Annotated in this window: 24 protein-coding genes and 1 riboswitch; of the genes, 14 read left to right on the top strand and 10 right to left on the bottom strand. The window is 73.1% G+C overall.

The genetic code is table 11. The features are described 5' to 3' along the window. Positions 1 to 51: 51 nt before the first annotated feature. From ACIG3E_RS25845 to ACIG3E_RS25825, 5 genes are all read right to left on the bottom strand, one after another. A complete protein-coding gene (locus tag ACIG3E_RS25845; RefSeq protein WP_399620884.1) occupies positions 52 to 729 on the bottom strand; it encodes an urease accessory protein UreF in 678 nt (225 codons plus the stop codon). Between the two features lie 51 nt (positions 730 to 780). Then, positions 781 to 2,502 (bottom strand): urease subunit alpha, encoded by a 1,722-nt coding sequence (locus ACIG3E_RS25840; protein ID WP_399620881.1) that lies wholly within the window; start codon positions 2,500 to 2,502, stop codon positions 781 to 783. Next, positions 2,495 to 2,884 (bottom strand): urease subunit beta, encoded by a 390-nt coding sequence (locus ACIG3E_RS25835; protein WP_399620878.1) that lies wholly within the window; start codon positions 2,882 to 2,884, stop codon positions 2,495 to 2,497. Before ACIG3E_RS25835 ends, ACIG3E_RS25840 begins: the two co-directional genes overlap by 8 nt. Positions 2,885 to 2,900: 16 nt before the next feature. Continuing rightward, positions 2,901 to 3,203 (bottom strand): urease subunit gamma, encoded by a 303-nt coding sequence (locus tag ACIG3E_RS25830; protein WP_242715181.1) that lies wholly within the window; start codon positions 3,201 to 3,203, stop codon positions 2,901 to 2,903. 231 nt (positions 3,204 to 3,434) lie between these two features. After that, positions 3,435 to 3,713 carry a type II toxin-antitoxin system Phd/YefM family antitoxin gene (locus ACIG3E_RS25825; RefSeq protein ID WP_242715182.1) on the bottom strand — a complete coding sequence of 93 codons (279 nt, stop codon included), beginning with the start codon at positions 3,711 to 3,713 and terminating at the stop codon, positions 3,435 to 3,437. Positions 3,714 to 3,803: 90 nt separating this feature from the next. Here ACIG3E_RS25825 and ACIG3E_RS25820 point away from each other — a divergent pair, with 90 nt between their 5' ends. The 4 genes from ACIG3E_RS25820 (at position 3,804) to ACIG3E_RS25805 (ending at position 6,660) form a co-directional block, all read left to right on the top strand. Further along, positions 3,804 to 4,433: an ATP-dependent Clp protease proteolytic subunit gene (locus tag ACIG3E_RS25820; protein WP_399620874.1), complete on the top strand. Its 630-nt coding sequence runs from the start codon at positions 3,804 to 3,806 to the stop codon at positions 4,431 to 4,433. Positions 4,434 to 4,440: 7 nt separating this feature from the next. Next, positions 4,441 to 4,746: a hypothetical protein gene (locus ACIG3E_RS25815; protein ID WP_399620871.1), complete on the top strand. Its 306-nt coding sequence runs from the start codon at positions 4,441 to 4,443 to the stop codon at positions 4,744 to 4,746. Between the two features lie 513 nt (positions 4,747 to 5,259). Continuing rightward, positions 5,260 to 5,456, top strand: a riboswitch (cyclic di-AMP (ydaO/yuaA leader). A gap of 3 nt (positions 5,457 to 5,459) precedes the next feature. After that, complete coding sequence (locus ACIG3E_RS25810; protein ID WP_399620868.1) at positions 5,460 to 5,936, top strand: C40 family peptidase; 477 nt, start codon at positions 5,460 to 5,462, stop codon at positions 5,934 to 5,936. A 205-nt stretch (positions 5,937 to 6,141) separates the two neighbouring features. Continuing rightward, positions 6,142 to 6,660: a DUF6328 family protein gene (locus tag ACIG3E_RS25805; protein ID WP_399620866.1), complete on the top strand. Its 519-nt coding sequence runs from the start codon at positions 6,142 to 6,144 to the stop codon at positions 6,658 to 6,660. A 12-nt stretch (positions 6,661 to 6,672) separates the two neighbouring features. On the opposite strand, the gene ACIG3E_RS25800 is transcribed toward ACIG3E_RS25805, so the two are convergent. Continuing rightward, positions 6,673 to 7,104, bottom strand: coding sequence for an ATP-binding protein (locus tag ACIG3E_RS25800; RefSeq protein WP_242715187.1), 432 nt, complete (start codon positions 7,102 to 7,104; stop codon positions 6,673 to 6,675). Between the two features lie 262 nt (positions 7,105 to 7,366). Between ACIG3E_RS25800 and ACIG3E_RS25795 the strand changes: the two genes are divergently transcribed. Beyond that, on the top strand, positions 7,367 to 8,227 hold the full coding sequence (locus tag ACIG3E_RS25795; protein ID WP_242715188.1) for a helix-turn-helix transcriptional regulator: 861 nt from the start codon (positions 7,367 to 7,369) through the stop codon (positions 8,225 to 8,227). Between the two features lie 9 nt (positions 8,228 to 8,236). Continuing rightward, the gene (locus tag ACIG3E_RS25790) at positions 8,237 to 8,461 is read left to right on the top strand and encodes a DUF397 domain-containing protein (protein WP_399620861.1); all 225 of its coding nucleotides are present in this window, start codon (positions 8,237 to 8,239) and stop codon (positions 8,459 to 8,461) included. Between the two features lie 78 nt (positions 8,462 to 8,539). On the opposite strand, the gene ACIG3E_RS25785 is transcribed toward ACIG3E_RS25790, so the two are convergent. Beyond that, on the bottom strand, positions 8,540 to 9,676 hold the full coding sequence (locus ACIG3E_RS25785; protein ID WP_399620858.1) for an 8-amino-7-oxononanoate synthase: 1,137 nt from the start codon (positions 9,674 to 9,676) through the stop codon (positions 8,540 to 8,542). A gap of 176 nt (positions 9,677 to 9,852) precedes the next feature. Here ACIG3E_RS25785 and bioB point away from each other — a divergent pair, with 176 nt between their 5' ends. The 4 genes from bioB to ACIG3E_RS25765 all read left to right on the top strand — a co-directional run bounded on the left by bioB (position 9,853) and on the right by ACIG3E_RS25765 (position 13,832). Next, positions 9,853 to 11,037, top strand: a complete 1,185-nt coding sequence (gene bioB, locus ACIG3E_RS25780; RefSeq protein WP_399620855.1) for a biotin synthase BioB — start codon at positions 9,853 to 9,855, stop codon at positions 11,035 to 11,037. Then, entirely contained in the window at positions 11,030 to 12,325 is a 1,296-nt protein-coding gene (locus tag ACIG3E_RS25775) for an adenosylmethionine--8-amino-7-oxononanoate transaminase (protein WP_399620853.1), read from the top strand. The genes bioB and ACIG3E_RS25775 overlap by 8 nt, the downstream gene beginning before the upstream one ends. Continuing rightward, on the top strand, positions 12,322 to 13,026 hold the full coding sequence (bioD, locus tag ACIG3E_RS25770) for a dethiobiotin synthase (RefSeq protein ID WP_399620850.1): 705 nt from the start codon (positions 12,322 to 12,324) through the stop codon (positions 13,024 to 13,026). Before ACIG3E_RS25775 ends, bioD begins: the two co-directional genes overlap by 4 nt. A 134-nt stretch (positions 13,027 to 13,160) precedes the next feature. Beyond that, complete coding sequence (locus ACIG3E_RS25765; RefSeq protein WP_399620848.1) at positions 13,161 to 13,832, top strand: class I SAM-dependent methyltransferase; 672 nt, start codon at positions 13,161 to 13,163, stop codon at positions 13,830 to 13,832. Between the two features lie 6 nt (positions 13,833 to 13,838). Here ACIG3E_RS25765 and ACIG3E_RS25760 read toward each other — a convergent pair whose 3' ends face one another. The 3 genes from ACIG3E_RS25760 to ACIG3E_RS25750 form a co-directional block, all read right to left on the bottom strand. After that, positions 13,839 to 14,201: a VOC family protein gene (locus ACIG3E_RS25760; protein ID WP_399620846.1), complete on the bottom strand. Its 363-nt coding sequence runs from the start codon at positions 14,199 to 14,201 to the stop codon at positions 13,839 to 13,841. A gap of 774 nt (positions 14,202 to 14,975) precedes the next feature. Beyond that, on the bottom strand, positions 14,976 to 15,314 hold the full coding sequence (locus tag ACIG3E_RS25755; protein ID WP_138966161.1) for a fic family toxin-antitoxin system, toxin component: 339 nt from the start codon (positions 15,312 to 15,314) through the stop codon (positions 14,976 to 14,978). Positions 15,315 to 15,350: 36 nt separating this feature from the next. Beyond that, entirely contained in the window at positions 15,351 to 15,578 is a 228-nt protein-coding gene (locus tag ACIG3E_RS25750) for an antitoxin (protein WP_399620843.1), read from the bottom strand. Positions 15,579 to 15,764: 186 nt separating this feature from the next. On the opposite strand from ACIG3E_RS25750, the gene ACIG3E_RS25745 reads away from it, so the two are divergent. The 4 genes from ACIG3E_RS25745 (at position 15,765) to ACIG3E_RS25730 (ending at position 20,899) form a co-directional block, all read left to right on the top strand. Next, complete coding sequence (locus ACIG3E_RS25745; RefSeq protein ID WP_399620841.1) at positions 15,765 to 16,592, top strand: ABC transporter ATP-binding protein; 828 nt, start codon at positions 15,765 to 15,767, stop codon at positions 16,590 to 16,592. An 11-nt stretch (positions 16,593 to 16,603) separates the two neighbouring features. Then, positions 16,604 to 19,171, top strand: a complete 2,568-nt coding sequence (locus ACIG3E_RS25740; RefSeq protein ID WP_399620838.1) for an ABC transporter permease — start codon at positions 16,604 to 16,606, stop codon at positions 19,169 to 19,171. A gap of 280 nt (positions 19,172 to 19,451) precedes the next feature. Then, complete coding sequence (locus ACIG3E_RS25735; protein ID WP_399620836.1) at positions 19,452 to 20,345, top strand: LLM class F420-dependent oxidoreductase; 894 nt, start codon at positions 19,452 to 19,454, stop codon at positions 20,343 to 20,345. A gap of 128 nt (positions 20,346 to 20,473) precedes the next feature. Further along, positions 20,474 to 20,899, top strand: coding sequence for a GNAT family N-acetyltransferase (locus ACIG3E_RS25730; RefSeq protein WP_399620833.1), 426 nt, complete (start codon positions 20,474 to 20,476; stop codon positions 20,897 to 20,899). Positions 20,900 to 21,069 lie beyond the last annotated feature (170 nt).

Here is a 21,069-nt window from a genome sequence, read left to right as displayed (position 1 = left end):
TTCACTTACTGCGTGGCAGGTGTTCCGGGGCGGGTCCGGATCGGGGCTTCCCTACGACGCGAACAGCCGTACCGGCCACGCCGCATGCGCCTCGCCCCCGATCTCGAGGAGCGGCGCCGACGCCGCCGGGAGCGCGTCCAGGCCTTCGTCGGGTACGCGTCCCGCCGCGGCCACCGCCTCCCCCACCACCCGGTCCACGTCGTCCCCGAGCCGCGCAAGGGCGGCCGTGGCGTCGAAGGGGTCGAGGCTCAGCAGGCGTACGACCGCCGTGGCGGGCCCGCTGATGGACTCGTAGGCGGAGCAGTACGCCGCGTCGGCGGCCCCGAGCCCGGCGGCCCGCGCTGCGGCGCCGAGGACGACCGGCTGGTGGGCGCCCTTGGGGAAGGCCCGGGCCAGCGCGTCGAGTTCGGGCGCGGGCCAGGTGGCACGCGCCGCCCGCAGCAGCTGGCGGCCCAGCTTGCGCGCGGCCGTCCGCAGGGCCAGGGACGGGGTGCGCGCGTCGGCGGCCTCGTCGAGGGCGGCGAGCTCCGCGACGCCGAGCGCGGCGGCCGCCGCGAGGGCGGCGGACACCAGGCCGGTGGTGTGGAGCCGCCCCCGGCAGAAGGCCTCCAGGCTCGGCGCCCCGGTGATCCGCCCGGCCTTGACGGCCGCCTCGGCGCCGCCGGAGTGCGCGTGGCCCCCGGCGGGGAAGCGGCCGTCGGCCAGGATGAGGAGTGCTGCTCGCGACATGTTGAGGACAACCAGGATCAGAGGGGCGGAGAGCGGGCAGGGAAGCGCGGCTCAGAAGAGGAAGTAGCGCTGCGCCATGGGGAGTTCGGCCGCCGGTGAGGGCTCCACCAGCTCGCCGTCGATCGTGACCGCGAAGCTGTCGGGCGCCACCTCAACGCGGGGCAGGGCGTCGTTCTCCCGCATGTCCGCCTTCGTACGCCCCCGGGTGGAGCGGATGGCCACGAAGCGCCGGTCGAGGCCGAGGCGCTCGGGCAGGTCGTCGTCGAGGGCCGACTGGGTCACGAAGTTGAGGGAGTTGAGCGCGGGGGCCCGGCCGCGGGCGCCGAACATCGGGCGCGGCAGGACCGGTTGCGGGGTGGGGATCGAGGCGTTGGCGTCGCCCATCTGCGCGTACGCGATCTGCCCGCCCTTGAGGACCACCTGCGGCTTGACGCCGAAGAAGGCCGGTTCCCACAGGACCAGGTCGGCCAGCTTGCCGCTCTCCACCGAGCCGACCTCGTGCTCGATGCCCTGGGCGATCGCCGCGTTGATCGTGTACTTGGCGACGTAGCGGCGGGCCCGGTGGTTGTCGGCGCGGGTGTCGCCGGGCAGGGCGCCCCGGCGGCGCTTCATCACGTGCGCCGTCTGCCAGGTGCGCAGGACGACCTCGCCGATCCGGCCCATCGCCTGGGAGTCCGAGGACATGATCGAGATCGCGCCCAGGTCGTGGAGGATGTCCTCGGCGGCGATGGTGGTGGGGCGGATGCGGGACTCGGCGAAGGCCAGGTCCTCCGGGACCGCCGGGTTGAGGTGGTGACAGACCATCAGCATGTCGAGGTGCTCCTCGACGGTGTTGACGGTGTGCGGGCGGGTCGGGTTGGTCGAGCTGGGCAGCATGTTCGGCAGCGAGACCGCCGTGATCATGTCGGGGGCGTGGCCGCCGCCCGCGCCCTCGACGTGGAAGGCGTGCAGCGTGCGGCCGCCGACCGCGGCGAAGGTGGCGTCGACGAAGCCCGCCTCGTTCAGGGTGTCGGTGTGGACGGCGAGCTGCGCGCCTGTGTCCTCGCAGACGTTCAGACAGGCGTCGATGACGGCGGGGGTGGCGCCCCAGTCCTCGTGGATCTTGAAGCTGACGGCGCCCGCGCGCAGCTGCGCGTGCATCGAGGCGGCGTTGGTGGTGTTGCCCTTGCCCAGGAAGCCGATGTTGACGGGGCTGTTCTCCATCGCGGCGAACATCCGCGCCAGATGCCAGGCACCGGGCGTGATCGTCGTGGCCTTGCTGCCCTCGGCGGGGCCCGTGCCGCCGCCGATGAGCGTGGTGACGCCGGAGGCCAGGGCCTCGTCGACGATGGTCGGCGAGATGAAGTGGATGTGCGTGTCGATGCCGCCCGCGGTGAGGATCTTGCCGTTGCCCGCGAGGATCTCGGTCTCGGGGCCGATGACGAGCTCGGGGTGCACCCCGTCCATGGTGTCGGGGTTGCCCGCCTTGCCGATGCCGGTGATGCGGCCGTCACGGATGCCGACGTCGGCCTTGACGACGCCCCAGTGGTCGATGATGAGCGCGCCGGTGATGACGGTGTCGGGCGCGCCCTCGGCCCGGGTCGTGCGGGCCTGGCCCATCGACTCGCGGATGACCTTGCCGCCGCCGAACACGGCCTCGTCGCCGGAGCGTCCGGGGCCGCCCGAGCGGTCCTCCTCGATCTCCACGAGCAGGTCGGTGTCGGCGAGCCGGACGCGGTCGCCGGTGGTGGGGCCGAACAGGTCCGCGTACGCGGCGCGGGACAGCTCAGGCACGGGTCGCTCCGTTCGCTTCGCCGCCCGGGCCGGGGGCGTCGGGCACGTCGAGGGCGCCCCCGGTCTCCCCGCGCAGTCCGGGGACGACGCGGGCCCCGGCGAGGGGGACGAGCTCGACGTCCACCGGGATGCCGGGCTCGAAGCGCACGGCGGTGCCCGCGGCGATGTTGAGCCGCTGGCCGCGCGCGGCGGCGCGGTCGAAGTCCAGACCGGGGTTGGCCTCGGCGAAGTGGTAGTGGGAGCCGACCTGGACGGGCCGGTCGGCGGCGTTCAGGACGGTCAGCCGGGTCGTCTCGCGGCCCTCGTTGAAGGGGACGGGCTCCTCGGCGAAGAGGACCTCCCCGGGGATCGGCCCACGGCCCGATCCGGTCACGGCGTTCATGCTGCGCGGACTCCCGTCACACGATCGGGTCATGGACGGTGACGAGCTTGGTGCCGTCCGGGAAGGTCGCCTCGACCTGGACGTCGTGGATCATCTCGGGGATGCCCTCCATGACGTCGTCCCGCGTGAGCACCCTGCGCCCCGAAGCCATCAGATCGGCGACGCTGCGGCCGTCCCTCGCGCCCTCCAGGACGTGCGACGTGATGAGGGCGATCGCCTCGGGGTGGTTGAGCCTGAGGCCGCGCGCCTTGCGCTTCTCGGCCACGTCGGCGGCCACATGGATGAGCAGTCTCTCCTGCTCGTGCGGGGTCAGTTGCACGTCCCACCTCACAGTCCTCGCCCCGGACCGTGCGGGGTCCGGCTGCCGCGGCCACCGCGACGGGCATAGATGTAACACGCAGCGACTTACGTGCCGGTGTCCACTTTCGCTTACGGAATCCCCAGGTGGCGTGGCAGGGCAGGCTAGTTGGACGGAGTTTCAGCGAGGTTAACCAGCCTTTGACTGAGCCATGACCATCAGCAGGGCTCCGCCATACCCATCGGACAAGCCCTAGGTCATCCGGGGCCCGTGGTGCTCGGCGGCGATGCCGAAGCGCTGTCGCTCCCCGGGGGCGGACGCCGCGCCGCCGATCGACGACACCGAGGTGATCACCGGCTCCTGCGCGGGCTCCTCCGCCTCTTCGAGGCGTCGCAGGTCGTCCGCCGACACCAGGGCCACGAGCGGCTTGCCGTGCCGCGTGACGACGACGCGCTCACCGCCGTACACCACGCGGTTGATCAGGTCGGCAAGCTCCGCCCGGGCTTGCGTCACCGGAATCTCGTAGGCCATGTCCCCATCATAACGTCACGTACGTCCTGTACATTTTTTACAGAAGGCCGCCGCGGTGGGCGGCGGCCCCGTGCTGCCAGGAGGCGTGCCATGCGCGGACCGTCCGCCCGTTCCGTCCTGCCGGAGTTCACCGAGCGCACCAGTTCGGGCGCGCGCACCTGGGATCCGTACTCCAAGCTCCTGGACGAGCGGATCGTCTTCCTCGGCACGCCGATCGACGACGTCTCGGCGAACGACGTGATGGCGCAGGTCCTCTATCTGGAGCACGCGGCGCCCGACCGGGACATCTCGCTGTACGTCAACTCCCCCGGCGGCGACTTCAGCGCGACGACCGCGATCTACGACACGCTGCGGTACGCCTCCTGCGAGGTGGAGACGGTCTGCCTCGGACAGGCCGCGGCCGCCGCCGCGGTGCTGCTGGCCGCGGGCACGCCCGGCAAGCGGTCGATCCTGCCCGGCGCCCGGGTGCTGCTCCAGCAGCCCGCCCTGCCCGAGCCGGTGCGCGGCCAGCCGACCGACCTGCGGATCCGCGCGGAGGAGCTGCGGCGCACCCGCGCGCTCCTGGAGGAGATGCTCGCCCGTCACACCGGGCGCACGCCCGAGCAGATCTCGGCGGACATCGAGCGGGACACGGTGCTCGACGCCGAAGCCGCCGTCGCCTACGGTCTGGTGGACCGGGTCGTCCCGAGCCGCAAGGCCGCGCGCCCGGACGCGGAGTGAGGCGCGGGTGCTTCCCGAACTGCCGCCGCTGCCCGCGCTGACCCGCGCCGAGGGCGAGCTGGTCGACGCCTACCTGGCGGTCCTCGACCTCCTCGGCCGGATCAACCCGGCCCGCGTCGAACACACGTACGGCGGGTTGCGTGCCGCGCAGGCGCTGGTCGCCCGGGCGACCGAGCTGCGGGACGCGCTGGCGCTCATGCATCAGCGCGGGGAGAACGAGGTGCACGCGCCGACGCTCGCGCGGGCGCTGCGCGTCCTGGACGGCGAGCGGCGCGCCGCGCGCGTGACGGTGCCGCCGCCGACGGGGCCGTGACGGAGGTCAAGGCGGCGTCGGCGGACGCGGGTCCGTCATGATTCCGCCCGATTCACCCCCCACGACCGGCCGTCCCGTGCCACACTTCCAGCCAGCCCTCATTCCGTTTTCGGCCTGGTCACCCCGTGCGCCGGTGACATCTGACACCGTGGAACGCGCCCCGGACCCAGCGCGCCTGCGCCATCCGCCCGTTGCCGGTGTGCGCCGATGTCGGGCCGAGTTCGGGGTTGCCCCGGAGATGACCAGAGATGATCGCCCCTTCTGCGTAATCGGCGATCGTCCCGGCGGCCCCCCGAAAATGCGCAACTCCCTTACGCCGCACCCGGATTCGGGCGTTCCGGCGCTGATGGGGCAATCATCTCCGAGTGTGACCTAGACCCCATTCGGGCGCTGTCCACCGGAACGGGTCAGGCGTGAGGAGCCTCACATACCGCCGATCCGGCTCGGCTTTTTCGCCCCTCTCGGGTGAAGATCCCTTCCGACGACAAGCCCCCGCCACAGGCGGCGGGGCGATCCGGGCGGACGCCGAATCCTGCCGCCGCCCGGATGCCCGGTCGACATCTGTGCACCGGCAGGAGTGGAGGACCCAGCAAGGCGGGCCGTCCGGCTAGTCCGGAAGGCCCTTGGGGTGAAGTCGCATCGCGCGGCCGGGCATCTTCGCCTGCCCGAACCCGACAGGTCATCCTTCTCAGGCGGCTGACGAAGGGTTGCGCATGACTGCGCTGCATCGTGTTCCGTCGCTGCTGACGAGGGCCAGTACGGCTTCGGCTCTCACACTCGCCGCCGTGGGCGGCACCATCGTGGCCCCCGGGCTCACCGGAGACGCCCAAGCGGCCACCTCGCACGGGACGAAGGCGCTCAAGGTCGCGGCGTCCAAGAAGGGCTCCCCGTACCGCTACGGAGCGGTCGGGCCGAACCGTTTCGACTGCTCGGGCCTGACGCTCTACTCGTTCAAGCGCGTCGGCAAGAAGCTGCCGCGCACCGCACAGCAGCAGTACAACAAGACCCGCAAGGTGTCCTCCGCCAACCGCACCCGGGGGGACCTGGTCTTCTTCCACTCCGGCCGGAGCGTCTACCACGTCGGCATATACGCCGGTAAGGGCAAGATCTGGCACGCCCCGAAGCGGGGCACCGTGGTGCGGCTCGAGAAGATCTGGACCAACCAGGTCTGGTACGGCCGGGTCCGCTGACCCGTCGGCGGGCGGCGGCCCACCCAGGGCCCGCGCCGCCGCCCGCTCCGGGCGCCACCAGCGCCTTTCGCCGCCGTCCGGTCAGGTCCCGGACGGCGGCACCCTCCCGGACGACGCGGCGGATCACCACGCGCCGCCGGTGTCACCCGCCCGGCCTCGCCGTCAGAGCGGGAGTGGAGCGGCCCCGCGCGGATACTCGTGGACCATGGCCGACCATCACCCCCGTGCCGCGGGCGTCTCCAGACCGGACGCCGCCCGGCACACGCGCAACGAGACGCCGCTGGAGCGGGCCGACCGCAACTTCTCCGAGCTCCTCCAGGAGCTGCGGGTCACCCAGACCGGTGTGCAGATCCTCTTCGCGTTCCTGCTCACCCTCGCCTTCACCCCGCGCTTCCCCTCGCTCGACTCGGTGCAGCGCGCCACGTACGTCGTCACGCTGCTCCTGGCGGTGCTCGCCGCCGCGCTGTTCACGGCGCCCGCCGCGCTGCACCGCACCCTGTTCGCGCGGGGTGCCAAACCGCTGATCGTGCGGGTGTCCTCGCGGCTGGCGGCCGTCGGCCTCGCGGTGCTCGTGCTGGCCCTCACCGGATCCGTCCTGCTCGTCGTCGACGTGGCCGTGGGCCGCACGGACGGGGTGCTCGCGGCCGTGGGCACGTTCCTGGTGTGCGGCGGGCTGTGGGGCGTGCTGCCCCGCCTGGTCGGCCGCGCGGGCGGGCGGAGCTGACCCGCGCGCGGGTCAGCTCTGCACCGGCACCGACCACGGCAGTGTGATCCACACCGTCTTGCCGCCCTCCGCCGTGGGACGGACCGTGAGTCTGCCGCCGCACTCGGCGGTGAGCCAGCGGACGATGACCATGCCCCTGCCGTTGTCCTGCTGGACGGCGGCGGGCAACCGCTGGGGGAAGCGGGGGTGGCTGTCCGTGACGCCGATGCGCAGCCGCTCGTCGCGGTCGAGCCGCACGTCCACGGTGAAGGTGGGCGAGAGGCCGAGGGTGTGCTGCACCGCGTTCGTGGCGAGCTCGGAGACGATGAGCCGCACCGTGTCGGCCACGTCGGCGTCCGACGGCAGGCCCCACTCGGTGAGGACGTCCGCCACGTACGTGCGGGCGGTGGAGACCGAGACAGGGTCGCTCGGCAGGGTGACTGATGCTTCCTGGTGGTCTGCCATGACGGCGCCGTCCCTTTCCCACCGGGACCGCACTTCCGACGCGTGGCGAAAGTACTGAGGATCGTCCCGGAGCTGGTGCTTCGCGCCAGATTGCCACTCTCGGGCGGGCAGCGCCCGCCGATCCACCGAGATGTGCATATATCTGTCGCTCGAAGCGGTGAACTCTGCGACGGCAGACCGTATTTGGGCGCAACACTGGCAGTTCCCCTACTGTCCCCTACCGTTGGCGCGGTCCTCCGGAAGGACCCAGAAGGAGACAGCCATGCAGTACGGTCCCGCGGTGCGCCGTCGCAAGCTCGGCGCGGAATTGCGGGCGTTGCGCGCCGAGGCTGGGCTCACCAGCGGCGAGGCCGCCTCCCTCGTCGGCTGGCACCAGTCCAAGGTGAGCCGGATCGAGACGGGCCGCAGCGGCGTGAAGGCCGCCGACGTACGGCTTCTCCTTGAAGCGTACGGCGTTCAGGACCCGCATCTGCGGGAGCTGCTCGTCGCCCTCGCGGGCGGGGGCGACGAGCACGGGCGCCACCACTGGTGGCACGCCTACCGCGGGCTCCTGCCGCCCGCGTACCGGGACTTCATCAGCCTGGAGTCGCAGGCCTGCCGGGTGCGCACGCTGGAGACGACGGTGGTTCCCGGCCTGCTCCAGACGCCCGAGTACGCCCGCGCGGTGACACGTGCCGCGCTCGGCGGGCGGCCCGAGGAACAGGTCGAGGCCCTCGTGCAGGTGCGCCTCGCCCGCCAGGACGTGCTGCGCAGCGAGCCGCCGCTGCGGCTGAGCGTGGTCCTGGACGAGGCGGTGCTGCGGCGGCAGGTGGGCGGCCCCGAGGTGCTTTCCGGACAATTGCGCCGGTTACTGGATGCGGCTCGGCTGCCACAAGTGCGGCTCCAAGTACTCCCGTTCGCCTCCGGCGAGCACATCGGCCTGATCGGGCCTTTCGTTATTCTCTCCTTTCCGAACATTTCCGATCTGGATGTGGTTGTTCTCGACCACTTGACGAGTAGCCTCTACCTCGAACGGAAAGAAGACCTTCAGGCGTACACCGACGCCTTCAACTCGCTTCGCGGACAGGCGCTTTCCGTTCAGGATTCAATGGATTTCATCGCCGAGTTAGGTGACGGCGCGTAAGGAGGCACCATGACTGCACTGCCTCGGTACGTTCCCTCCAGCACGTCTCTCAGGGGCGCGCGGTGGCGGCGCAGCAGCCGCAGCAACGGAATGAACAACTGTGTGGAGACGGCCCCGCTCGGCGCAGGCCCCCTGACGGGTCTGCTCGCCGTGCGCGACTCGAAGGACACGGCTGGCCCGGCCGTGCTCTTCTCCCCCGCGGCCTGGGGAGTCTTCGTCGACGCCCTTCGATGAAGGCCCACGGCCCTTAGGTGAGGCCCGAGTGAGTGCGCCGGACCCCGGACCCAGGTCGTAGGTGCCAGATCTCAGGTGTCAGGGTGCGGTGCGGCTGATCACCCCGACGACCTCGGCGACCTGTGCGTCGCTCAGGTCCGCGCGGGCGGTCAGCCGCAACCGCGAGACGCCGTCGGAGACCGACGGCGGACGGAAGCACCCCACGGCGAGACCGGCGGCACGGCAGTCGGCCGCCCAGCGCACCGCCGCCTCGGGTGACGGGGCGCGCACGGAGACGACGGCGGCGTCCGGACGGACCGCCGAGAACCCCTGACCCACCAGCAGTTCGTGGAGCCGACGCGCCACCGCACGCGCGCGTGCGGCGCGCTCGGGCTCGCGGCGGAGCAGCCGCAGCGCGGCGAGCGCCGCCCCGGCGGCCGCGGGCGCGAGGCCCGTGTCGAAGATGAACGTACGGGCGGTGTTGACCAGGTGGTCGATGACCCGCGCCGGGCCGAGCACGGCGCCGCCCTGGCTGCCCAGGGACTTCGAGAGCGTGACGGTGACCACCGTGTCGGGCGCGCCCGCGAGCCCGGCGGCGTGCGGGGCGCCCCGGCCGCCGTCGCCGAGGACGCCGAGCCCGTGGGCGTCGTCGACGACGAGGCCCACGCCGAACGTGCGGCAGGCGGCGGCCAGTTCGGCAAGCGGCGCGGCGTCGCCGTCCACCGAGAACACCGAGTCCGTCACGGCGATCGCGGGGCCCTCGTGGGTGCCGAGCGCCTTGCGCGCCGCCTCGGGGTCCGCGTGCGGCACGACCTGGGTGGCGCCGCGCGCGAGGCGGCAGCCGTCGATCAGGGAGGCGTGGTTGCCCGCGTCCGAGACGATCAGCGAGCCGTAGGGAGCCAGGGCGGTGACGGCCGCGAGGTTCGCCGCGTAGCCGGAGGACAGCACGAGGGCGGCCTCGAAGCCGCAGAAGGCGGCCAGTTCCCGCTCGAGGTCCGCGTGCAGTTCGGTGGAGCCCGTGACCAGGCGCGAGCCGGTGGCGCCGCCGCCCCAGCGGTGGGCGGCGGCGGCCGCGCCCGCGGTGACCTCCGGGTGGCGGGTGAGACCGAGGTAGTCGTTGCCCGCGAGGTCGAGCAGGGTGGTTTCGGCCGGGCGCGGGCGCAGGCGGCGGACGAGCCCGGCGCGTTCGCGCGCCCGCGCCCGCTCGTCGATCCAGTCGAACGGCGCGCTCGCCATGAGGCCTCCAGGTCGTCGCCCGCCTGAGCGGGGCGGGGGGATACGTTTGTAGACAGTGCACAGACCCTAGCTGTCGCGCCACCGGGCCATGGTGTGGCAATACCCACAGCTGTCAGGGCTTCTGTTGTGTGGTTTCTCCATGGTCAGACGGACGCGCGTACGCCAGGATCGGCGCCATGGATCTGCTCAACACGCTGGTGGACAAGGGGCTTCGGCGCGAGCTGCCGACCCGTGACGAGGCGCTCGCCGTGCTCGCGACCTCCGACGACGAACTGCTCGACGTGGTGGCGGCGGCCGGAAAGGTGCGGCGCCACTGGTTCGGTCGGCGGGTGAAACTGAACTATCTGGTCAATCTGAAGTCGGGCCTGTGCCCCGAGGACTGCTCGTACTGCTCGCAGCGGCTCGGCGCGGACACCGGCATCCTGAAGTACACCTGGCTGAAGCCGGACGAGGCGTCGCAGGCCGCGGCGGCCGGGCTCGCGGGCGGCGCCAAGCGGGTCTGCCTGGTGGCGAGCGGCCGGGGGCCGACGGACCGGGACATCGACCGGGTCTCGGACACCATCAAGGCGATCAAAGAGCGACACGAGGGCGTCGAGGTCTGCGCCTGCCTCGGCCTGCTCTCCGACGGCCAGGCCGAGCGGCTGCGCGGCGCGGGCGCCGACGCGTACAACCACAACCTGAACACCTCGGAGTCGACGTACGGCGACATCACCAAGACGCACACCTACGCCGACCGCGTCGACACCGTGCAGAAGGCGCACGCGGCCGGTCTGTCGGCCTGCTCGGGGCTGATCTCGGGCATGGGCGAGACGGACGAGGACCTCGTCGACGTCGTCTTCGCGCTGCGCGACCTGGACGCGGACTCCGTGCCGGTGAACTTCCTCATCCCCTTCGAGGGCACCCCGCTCGCCAAGGAGTGGAACCTCACGCCGCAGCGCTGCCTGCGCATCCTCGCGATGGTGCGGTTCGTCTGCCCGGACATCGAGGTCCGCATCGCGGGCGGCCGCGAACTGCATCTGCGCACGCTCCAGCCGCTGGCCCTGCACCTCGCCAACTCGATCTTCCTCGGCGACTATCTGACCAGCGAGGGCCAGGCGGGCAAGGCCGACCTGGAGATGATCGCGGACGCCGGGTTCGAGGTGGAGACCACGGACCAGGTGACGCTGCCGGAGCACCGCCGGGGCGGAGGATGCGGTTCCGGTTCTGTGTCCGGGGCCGATGAGGGCGCGGGCTGCGGCTCCGTCTGCGCCTCCGCCGAAGCGCCCGAGGCCTCCGGGCAGGCCGAGCCGGGCGGCGCGCGGACCGACCTGGTGGCGGTGCGCCGCCGGGGCGCGGGGACGGACGTGGCGCCCAATGCCTGACGTGCGGGAGATCCTGGACCTCGACCGCGCCCACGTCTGGCACCCCTACGGGCCGATGCCCGGCCGACAGGAGCCGCTGGTCGTCGAGGGGGCCAGCGGGGTCCGGCTGCGGATCGCGGGCGTCGGCGACGTGGTCGACGGGATGTCGTCGTGGTGGTCGGCGATCCACGGCTACAACCACCCGGTCCTCAACGAGGCGGCGCGCGACCAGCTCGGCCGCATGAGCCACGTCATGTTCGGCGGCCTCACCCACGAGCCCGCCGTGCGCCTGGCCAAGCGGCTCGTCGACCTCACGCCCGAGGGCCTGGAACACGTCTTCCTCTCCGACTCCGGCTCGGTGTCGGTCGAGGTCGCCGTGAAGATGTGCCTCCAGTACTGGCGCTCCGTCGGCAGGCCCGACAAGCAGCGGATGCTCACCTGGCGCGGCGGCTACCACGGCGACACCTGGCAGCCGATGGCCGTGTGCGACCCGCAGGGCGGCATGCACTCCCTGTGGCAGGGCGTCCTGCCCCAGCAGGTCTTCGCCGACCTGCCGCCCGCGGGCTTCGACGCGTACGACGACGCGTACGCGGCCCACCTGCACGACATGATCGGCAAGCACGCGCACGAACTCGCGGGCGTCATCGTGGAGCCGGTCGTGCAGGGCGCGGGCGGCATGCGCTTCCACTCCCCGCGCTATCTGCGGGCGCTGCGCGAGGCCTGCGACGCGCACGACGTGCTGCTCGTGTTCGACGAGATCGCGACGGGCTTCGGCCGTACCGGCGCCCTCTTCGCCGCCGACCACGCGGCCGTCACCCCCGATGTGATGTGCCTGGGCAAGTCGCTGACCGGCGGCTATCTGACGATGGCGGCGACGCTGTGCACGCCGCGCGTCGCCGACGGCATCGCCCGCGGCGAGGTGCCCGTGCTCGCGCACGGCCCGACCTTCATGGGCAACCCCCTGGCCGCCGCGGTGGCGAGCGCCTCCATCGACCTGCTGCTCGGCCAGGACTGGCAGACCGAGGTCAAGCGGATCGAGACGGGCCTGCGGGCCGCCCTCGCCCCGGCCGCGGAGCTGCGTCACGTCCGAGACGTACGGGTCCTCGGCGCGCTCGGCGTCGTCCAGCTCGACCACCAGGTCGACATGGAGGCGGCGACGCGGGCGAGCGTGGCTGCGGGGGTGTGGCTGCGGCCGTTCCGCGACCTCATCTACACGATGCCGCCCTTCATCACCGGGGACGACGACGTGGCGCGCATCGGGCGCGCCGTGTGCGCGGCGGCGCGCGCGAGCGGGGAGGCGCAGGCGTGAGCGTGATCGTGGTGTCCGGCACGGGCACGGAGATCGGCAAGACGGTGACCACGGCGGCCGTGGCCGCGCTCGCGCTCGCCGCCGGGCGCAGCGTGGCCGTCCTCAAGCCCGCGCAGACCGGCGTCGGCCCCGAGGAGCCCGGTGACGTTGACGAGGTGCAGCGGCTCGCGGGCGCCCGGGTGACCGGCGCCGAGCTGGCCCGCTTCCCCGAACCGCTGGCTCCGGCGACGGCCGCGCGGCGCGCGGGGCTCGCGCCCGTCACGCCCGGCGACGTCGTCGAGGCCGCGCGGAAGCTGGCGGCCTCGCACGACCTGGTCCTCGTCGAGGGCGCCGGGGGTCTCCTGGTCCACCTCGACGGGACCGGCGCCTGTCTCGCGGACGCGGCCCGCGAGCTCGCGGCGCCGGTGCTCGTCGTCACGGCGCCGGGGCTCGGCACCCTCAACGTGACCCAGCTGACGGGCGAGGCCCTGCGAGCGCGCGGGATCGAAAGCCTCGGCCTGGTCATCGGCAGCTGGCCCGCCGCGCCCGACCTCGCGGCGCGCTGCAACGTCGAGGAGCTGGCCCGGGTGGCGGGTGCGCCGCTGCTCGGGGCGGTGCCGGAGGGGGCCGGGAGGCTGAGCGGGCAGGAGTTCCAGGAGGCGGCCCCGGGGTGGTTGGGGCCGGAGCTGGGCGGCGTGTGGGACGGGGTTTCCCTCCCCTAGGCCGCCCCTTCGCACGGGGCGCGGGCGTGGGGCGGGCCGGGCCCGTCCGGCGCCCACGGGCAGGGCCGCGGCCCGGTTGCGGCGGGCCCTGAGGGGGGAAGAACCAGCCATCTCCCCTCCGTGAGGAGGCCACCGTGCCGACCGCCAAGCCTTCCGGGCGCGCGCCCGTCCACCACCCGCTCTTCGCCCGTTGCTACGCCCGCGTCAGCGTCGCGGCCGAACCGGCGATCGCCCCGTACCGCGCGGAGCTGCTCGCCGGGGTCTGTGGCCGCGTCATCGAGGTGGGCGCGGGCAACGGCCTCAACTTCCCGCACTACCCCGCCACCGTCTCCGAGGTCGTCGCGATCGAACCGGAGCGTCTGCTGCGCCAGTTGGCCGTCTCGGCGGCGCTGCGCGCGGACGTGCCGGTCGACGTGGTGCCGGGCGCGGCGGAGGCCCTGCCGGTCAAGAGCGAGGCCTTCGACGTGGCCGTCGCCTCGCTGGTGCTGTGCAGCGTGCGGGACGTGCCGCGCGCGCTCGCGGAGCTGCGGCGGGTGCTTCGGCCGGGCGGCGAGCTGCGGTTCTTCGAGCACGGGCGGGCGCGGGGCGCGGCCTTCGCCACGGCCCAGCGCGCCCTGGACCGCACGGTGTGGCCGCTGCTGTTCGGCGGCTGCCACACCGCGCGGGACCCGGTGGGCGCGCTGCGTGCGGCCGGGTTCGAACTCGGCCCCTACCGCCGGGTCCTGGTGCCCGCGAAGCGTCCGCGCCTGCCCACGTCACCGTGTGTGCTCGGCACCGCCTGGCGGCCGTCGGAGGACGGGGCCTGAGCGGTCTCAGAGGGGCTGGACGAGATTCACCGCGTTGCCGTCCGGGTCCTTGATGTGGGCGACCCGCTGGCCCCACGGCATGTCGTTCGGCGGCCCGAGGACCCGGCCGCCGAGGTCCTCGACGGGGCCGAGGAGCGCGTCCACGTCGTCGACGGTGACGCTGAGCAGCGAGCGCTGGGGCGCGTCCAGCGGGGCCTTCTCGTCGGCGACGATGCCCAGTTCGGACTCCCGTACGCGCAGGCCTACGAAGAACACCGGGCCCTCCTCGGGAACGCGGGTGGTCTGTTCGGCGCCCAGGAGCTGGGCGTAGAAGGACTGGAGCCGGATCACGTCCGGGGTGATGAGCATCGGCTGGATGGTGGCAGGCATGCGTGGCCTCCTGGGAGTCGGGAACGGGCGCGGGGGCGTGGAAACGGGCCTGTGGGGGTGACCGGCCCGGTAGGGGTGACCGGCCCTGTGGGGGTGACCGGCGCGGGCCGCGAAACTCATCGCCGCCGAGCGGAGCGCCCGCCCCTGCGCCGCCGCTCGCCTTGTCGCCCGGCCGGGGGTGCGGGTGTGGCCCGCTTCGGGTGGCCTGGCCGGGGGTGCGAGTACGGCCCGCTCCGGGCTGCCTGGTTGGGGGTGCGAGTACGGCCCGCTCCGGGCTGCTTGGCCGGGGGGGGCGGGCCACCGGCTCGCTACCGACCGCTCGGCCACGGGTGCGGACCCAGGCCGCTTCGCGTTTCCCGGCCACGGGTGCGGGGCACCGGGCCGCTACAGGCCACCCGGCCACGGGCACAGGCCACCGGACCTGCCTTCGAGCCCCCCGACCACGAGTACGAGTCACCAGCCCCCTGACAAGCCGCCCAGCCGGAAGCGCGGACCACCCGACCGCTACAGGCCACCCGACCACGGGCACGGACCACCGGACCACGGACCGCTTCAGGCTTCCCGCCCACGGGTGCGGGCCACCGGCTCGCTCTTCGGGCGTCCCGGCCAAGGGTGCGGGCTACCACCGGGCTCACCCGGTCAGGAACGCGGGCCGCCCGCGTCAGGCCACCCGGCGGCGCCGAGCGCCCACGGCCACGCGGGGGCACACCGCCACGCGGAGGCGCGCGGCGACGCGGAGGCGCGCGGTGGCGGGGGCCCCGGTGGGCGCGCCCGTCAGCGGCTCCATTGGCGCAGCTCCCGCGCTATCTCCCCGACGCCCGCCGCGTCCTCCTTCACCAGGCGGGCGAGGTCGCGGACCTGCTCGGGCGAGGTCACGACCTTCACTCCGCTCGCGACCAGATAGGCGTACGCGACGGACACCGCGAAGAGCGCGTTCGAACGCTCCAGGGCGGGGACGTGGAGCAGTACTTGGAGCAGGGCGGCGGCGCGGTCGTGCGGTCCCTCGTAGACGGGGACGTCGAAGATCTCGGCCCGGTGCCGGGCCACGGCGGCCACCAAGGCGCCCCAGTCGGTGACTTGGGGGTCTCCCGGAGTCTTCTGTTCGGCGATCATCAGGAGCCAGGCGAGGTCGATGCGGAGGTTCAAGAGTCAGCGACGACCTTCGCGGTCCGAGCCGAACTCCTCGGCGAACACGCCCTCGTACTGCTTCATGAAGTCGGCGGCGGCCTCCACGAACGTGTGGCCGAGCTCGCCGACGTCCTGTTTGACCAGCTCTTCGATGTACCGGTTCACGCTCATGCCGCGGGCCAGGGCCCGCTCGCGCGCGGCCCGGGCGGTGTGCTCGTCCACCCGCACGTTCAGCTGCGTCTTCGCCATGCCCTCAAGCTAGCGCCGCCGCGCTAGCACCGACAAGGGCGCCAGGACCGTGCCCCTTACATACGTCCGGGTGCCCGACCTGCGAGGGATACCGGCCACGTGACCCCGCGCCTACCCTCTGAACCCTCTCCACTCCTGCGCCGCGCCCGCCCGGCCCGGCCGACGGCCTCAACCAGGGAGGCGGCCTTGTCCACACCCGCTACGACGCCGCACACGGAACGCGCCGAGCCCCCGGGCACCGCCGCCCGCGCCCGCGGCCTGACCAAGGCCTACGGCTCGGGCGAGACCGCGGTGCTCGCCCTGGACGCGGTGGACGTCGACATCGCGCGGCGCCGGTTCACGGCCGTGATGGGCCCCTCCGGCTCCGGCAAGTCCACGCTGATGCACACCCTCGCCGGGCTCGACTCGGTCTCGGCGGGCCAGGTGTGGCTCGGCGAGACCGAGATCACCGGGCTCAAGGAGCGCGAGCTGACGCGGCTCCGGCGGGACCGGGTGGGCTTCATGTTCCAGTCGTTCAACCTGATCCCGACGCTCAACGCCCGCGAGAACATCACGCTGCCCATGGACATCGCGGGCAAGCGCCCCGACGCCGAGTGGCTGGAACACGTCATCGACACGCTCGGCCTGCGCGACCGGCTCCGGCACCGGCCCGCGCAGCTGTCCGGCGGTCAGCAGCAGCGCGTCGCCTGCGCCCGGGCCCTCGCCTCCCGCCCCGAGCTGATCTTCGCCGACGAGCCGACCGGCAACCTCGACTCGCGGGCCGGGCTCGAAGTCCTCGGCTTCCTGCGCGAGGCCGTGGACGCGCTGGGCCAGACGGTGGTGATGGTCACGCACGACCCGGGCGCGGCCGCCCACTCCGACCTGGTGCTCTTCCTCGCCGACGGCCGGATCGTGGACGAGATGGACCGGCCGACGGCGGAGGCCGTCCTGGAGCGCATGAAGCGGTTCGACGTCCTGCACGCGGTGCCGCGCGACGCCGAAGGCCCGGCGCAGAGCACCCCCGACGAAGGCTGAGGCGGACGGTCGTGCTCAAGTCCACGCTCCGGAGCTTCCTCGCCCACAAGGGCAGGCTGTTCCTCTCCGCCCTCGCCGTGGTCCTCTCGGTGGCGTTCGTCGCGGGCAGCCTGATCTTCTCGGACACCGTCAACCGCACCTTCGACCGGCTCTTCGCCTCCACCTCGGCCGACGTCGCGGTCTCCCCCAAGGACGACGACGGGCGCGTGTCGACGGGACACACCCCGACGCTGCCCGCCGCCGTGGCGAAGGAGGTCGCCAAGGTCGAGGGCGTCGCGGCCACGCACGTCGACGCGTCCGTGGAGGACGTCACCGTCGTCGACCGCGACAACGACCCGGTGGGCCCGACGACCGGCGCCCCCACCATCGCCGTCAACTGGTACGAGACCGAGCGCAGCCCGGTGCGGCTCACCTCGGGTCACGTTCCGCGCGGCCCTGGTCAGGCCCTGCTCGACGCGGACACGGCCGACAAGAGGGACGTGGAGATCGGCGACACGCTGACGGTGATCGCCGCGCCCGGCTCGTTCCGGGTCGAGGTCGTCGGCATCGTCACGTTCCGCACCACCAACCCCGGTGCCGCCCTGGTCTTCCTGGACACCCCGACCGCGCAGACCAAGCTGCTCGGCGACGAGGACGCGGCGACGAGCATCGCCGTGGACGCGGCGCCCGGGGTGAGCGACGCCGAGCTGAAGCGGCGCGTCGCCGCCAGGATCGGATCGACGTACGAGCTGAAGACCGCGGCCGAGCAGGCCGAGTCCGCCGCGGCCGCGCTCGGCGGGTTCCTGGACGTCATCAAGTACGTGATGCTGGGCTTCGCCGGGGTCGCCGTCCTCGTCGGCGTGTTCCTGATCGTCAACACCTTCTCCATGCTCATCGCGCAGCGCACCCGCGAGCTGGGGCTGCTGCGCGCGCTCGGCGCCGACCGCAGACAGGTGCGCCGCTCGGTGCTCATCGAGGCCGTGCTGCTCGGGCTTGCGGGCTCCACCCTGGGGCTCGGCGCCGGGATCGGGCTCGCGGCCGGGCTCATCGAACTGATGGGTCTGCTCGGCATGAACCTGAAGTCGACGGAGATGGCGATCGGCTGGCCCACGCCCGTCGCCGCGTACGTCGTGGGCGTCGGGGTCACGTTCGTCGCCGCCTACCTGCCCGCGCGCCGGGCCGCGGGGGTCTCGCCGATGGCCGCGCTCGCGGACGCCGAGATCGCCGGTGTGGGGCGGCCGCTGCGGCTGCGGGCGCTCGTCGGGACCGTGATCGGGGCGGCCGGGGCGGCGGCGCTCGTGGGGTGCGCGGCCGCGGGCGACACCTCGACGTCGGCCTCGCTGCTCGGGCTCGGCGTCGCCCTCACCCTCGTCGCCATGGTCGTGGCGGGCCCGCTGCTCGTCCGCCCGGTGATCCGGGTGCTCGGCGGCACCTTCCCCGCGGTCTTCGGGTCCGTGGGCCGCATGAGCCAGCGCAACGCGCTGCGCAACCCGCGCCGCACGGGTGCGACGGCCGCCGCCCTGATGGTGGGCCTCGCGCTGGTGGGCGGCCTGTCCGTGGCGAGCGCGTCGATGACGAAGTCGTTCGACGAACAGATCGACAAGACGCTGGGCGCGGACTTCGTCGTCAACGGCGCCGCCAACCCCTTCACCCCGTTCCCCGCCGAGGTCACCGAGAAGGTGCGGGCGACACCGGGCGCGGGGCTCACCGTCCGCAACCGCTTCGCGACCTTGAAGCTGCGCACGCCCGACGGCAGGACCGTGAAGTCCACCGTCGCGGGCTACGGCGACCGGGTCGACGAGGTCCTCAACCTCTCGTACGCGCGCGGCAGTACGGCCCGGGCGCTGGCCCCCGGACACGTCGCGATGGACAAGGACTTCGCCGCGGACCACGGCGTACGCGTCGGTTCGGTGCTGCCCGTGGAGATCGCGGACCGGCGCGCGGCCGACCTCACGGTCGGCGCGCTCACCGACATGGACCTCGCGGAAGGACCCGGCCTGGAGGGCGGGATCTTCATGGGGCTCAACACCCTGGAGAAGTACGTCCCCGACGGACAGGACGCCACGCTCTACGTCAACGCCGCCGAGGGCACGGACGCGGGCACGCTGCGGGACCGGCTCGAGTCCGTGCTCGACCCGTACCCGCAGCTGAAGGTGCTCGACCAGGCCGACTACAAGAAGCTGATCCGCGAACAGATCGCCGTGCTGCTCTACCTCGTGTACGCGCTGCTCGGCCTCGCGATCGTCATCGCCGTGCTCGGCGTGGTCAACACCCTGGCCCTGTCCGTCGTGGAGCGCACCCGGGAGATCGGGCTGCTGCGCGCGATCGGCCTCGCCCGGCGGCAGCTGCGGCGCATGATCCGCCTGGAGTCGGTGGTGATCGCGGTGTTCGGCGCGGTACTCGGGCTCGCGCTCGGCCTGGTGTGGGGCGTGTCGATGCAGCAGGTCCTGGCGCTGCAAGGGCTGAAGGCGTTCGCGGTGCCGTGGTCGACGATCGTCGCCGTGGTGGTCGGTTCGGTGGTCGTGGGGATCGTGGCGGCCCTACTCCCGGCGCTGCGGGCGTCGCGCATGAACGTACTGGAGGCGATCGCGCACGAGTGAGGGGGCGGGGTGCCGGGGGCGGCGGGATACCGGGGTGCCGCTTTGGGTGCCGCCTCGGGTGCTGTCTTGGGTGCTGTCTTGGGTGCCGCTTCGGGTGCCGGGAGGCCGGAGCGGCGCCTCGGGTGCCGGGAGGCCGCGGGCCTGGGACGCCCGACCCGGGGTCCGGCCGTCGCGGGCCCGGGGTCCGGCCGTCGTGCCACGCAGTGTCTGGCGGCGACCGGGGGCCGGATGATGGACTCGGGCGTACCCGTGCCGATCCCCGTGCACCGCTGGAGAGTTGATGCCCGTGCGCCCCTTCCGTTTCGGCGTCACCCTGCTCACGCCCGCCCCGCGCACCGAGTGGCGCGAGAAGTGCCGCACGGCGGAGCGCCTCGGCTACGACGTCATCCTGGTCGCGGACCACCTGGGCATGGCCTCGCCGTTCCCCGCGGTCGTGGCCACGGCGGAGGCCACCGAGCGGGCCCGCGTCGGCACGTTCGTCCTGAACGCGGGCTTCTTCAACCCGACACTGCTCGCACGCGACGTGGCCACCACCGACCTGCTCACCGACGGCAGGCTCGAACTCGGCCTCGGCACCGGGTACGTGCGGGCCGAGCACGACACCGCGGGCCTGCCGTTCGGCTCGCCGGGCGAGCGCGTGACGCATCTGCGGCGCACCGTGGAGGAGCTGGGCCGGGCCTTCGCCGACGAGGAGTTCCAGCCTCGGCCCCGCCAGCGGCCGCGCCCGCCCCTGCTCATCGGCGGCAGCGGCGACCGCGTGCTGCGGCTCACCGCCGAGCACGCCGACATCGCCGCGTTCACCGGCGCCCGCACGGTACCGGGCGACAGGGGCGGCAAGCTGGTCCCCCTCTCGGCCGAGGAACTGGACGAACGGGTCGCCGCCTACCGGCGGTTCGCGGCCGGACGAGCCGAGCCCGCCGAGCTGAACCTGATCGTCCAGACGATCCGGATCACCGACGACCGGCGCGCGGCCGTACAGGAGCTCGTCGACCGCGTCCCGCACCTGACGACCGACAGCGCCCTCGACCTGCCGACCATGCTCATCGGCACCGTCCGCCAGATCGCCGACCAACTGCGCGCCCAGCGGGAGCGCTACGGCTTCTCCTACGTCTCGGTCCTGGAGGCGTACTACGAGGCGTTCGGCCCCGTGATCGAGGAGCTGCGCGGCGAGTGACGTACCGCGCGTGCGGCATGACGTAGCGCGCGGCCGACGTGGCGTAGCCGTGCGTGCGGTGGGCCGGGCCGCTGTCCGGATTCTGAAATTCCGGGCGGCGGAGCCACGGTCGGTGATGGGATGCGGCCATGGATGATCTACGAATTCGACCCGCTCTGCCCGGCGACCTGGACGCGGTCCTCGCCTTCTGGAAGGTGGCCGCGGAGGGCACGAGCATCAGCGACGACCACGCGGGTGTGGAGCGCCTCGTGGCCCGCGACCCCGACGCGCTGCTCCTGGCCGAGCGCGGCGGCGAGCTGGTGGGCACGGCGATCGCGGGCTTCGACGGCTGGCGGTGCCATCTGTACCGGCTCGCCGTCCACCCCGACCTGCGGCGGCGCGGGATCGGCTCGGCGCTGCTCACGGCGGCGGAGCAGCGGTTCGCGGCGCTCGGCGGGCGCCGCGCGGACGCCATGGTGCTCAACCGCAACGAGCGGGCCCACCACGCCTGGCACGCGGCCGGGTACGCACCGGAGCCGCAGTGGAGCCGCTGGGTGAAGCACCTCGACCGGTGACGCCCAGCTCCACTACTTTTCGTGGCCATTCGCTACGGAAAGTAATGCTCCTGGTGGTGCTTTGCTGATCCTTTAACATGGAGGGACCCCTGTAACCCCGACGAAAGGTGTGAGCGTCCGCCCATGGGCGAGCCTCCTAGTACCCGACATCGCGCATTCACCACGCCCCT

Origin of the sequence: Streptomyces sp. NPDC053474 (assembly GCF_044544845.1) — a bacterium.
Lineage (GTDB): Bacteria > Actinomycetota > Actinomycetes > Streptomycetales > Streptomycetaceae > Streptomyces.
This window is presented reverse-complemented; position numbering and strand designations above follow the sequence as displayed.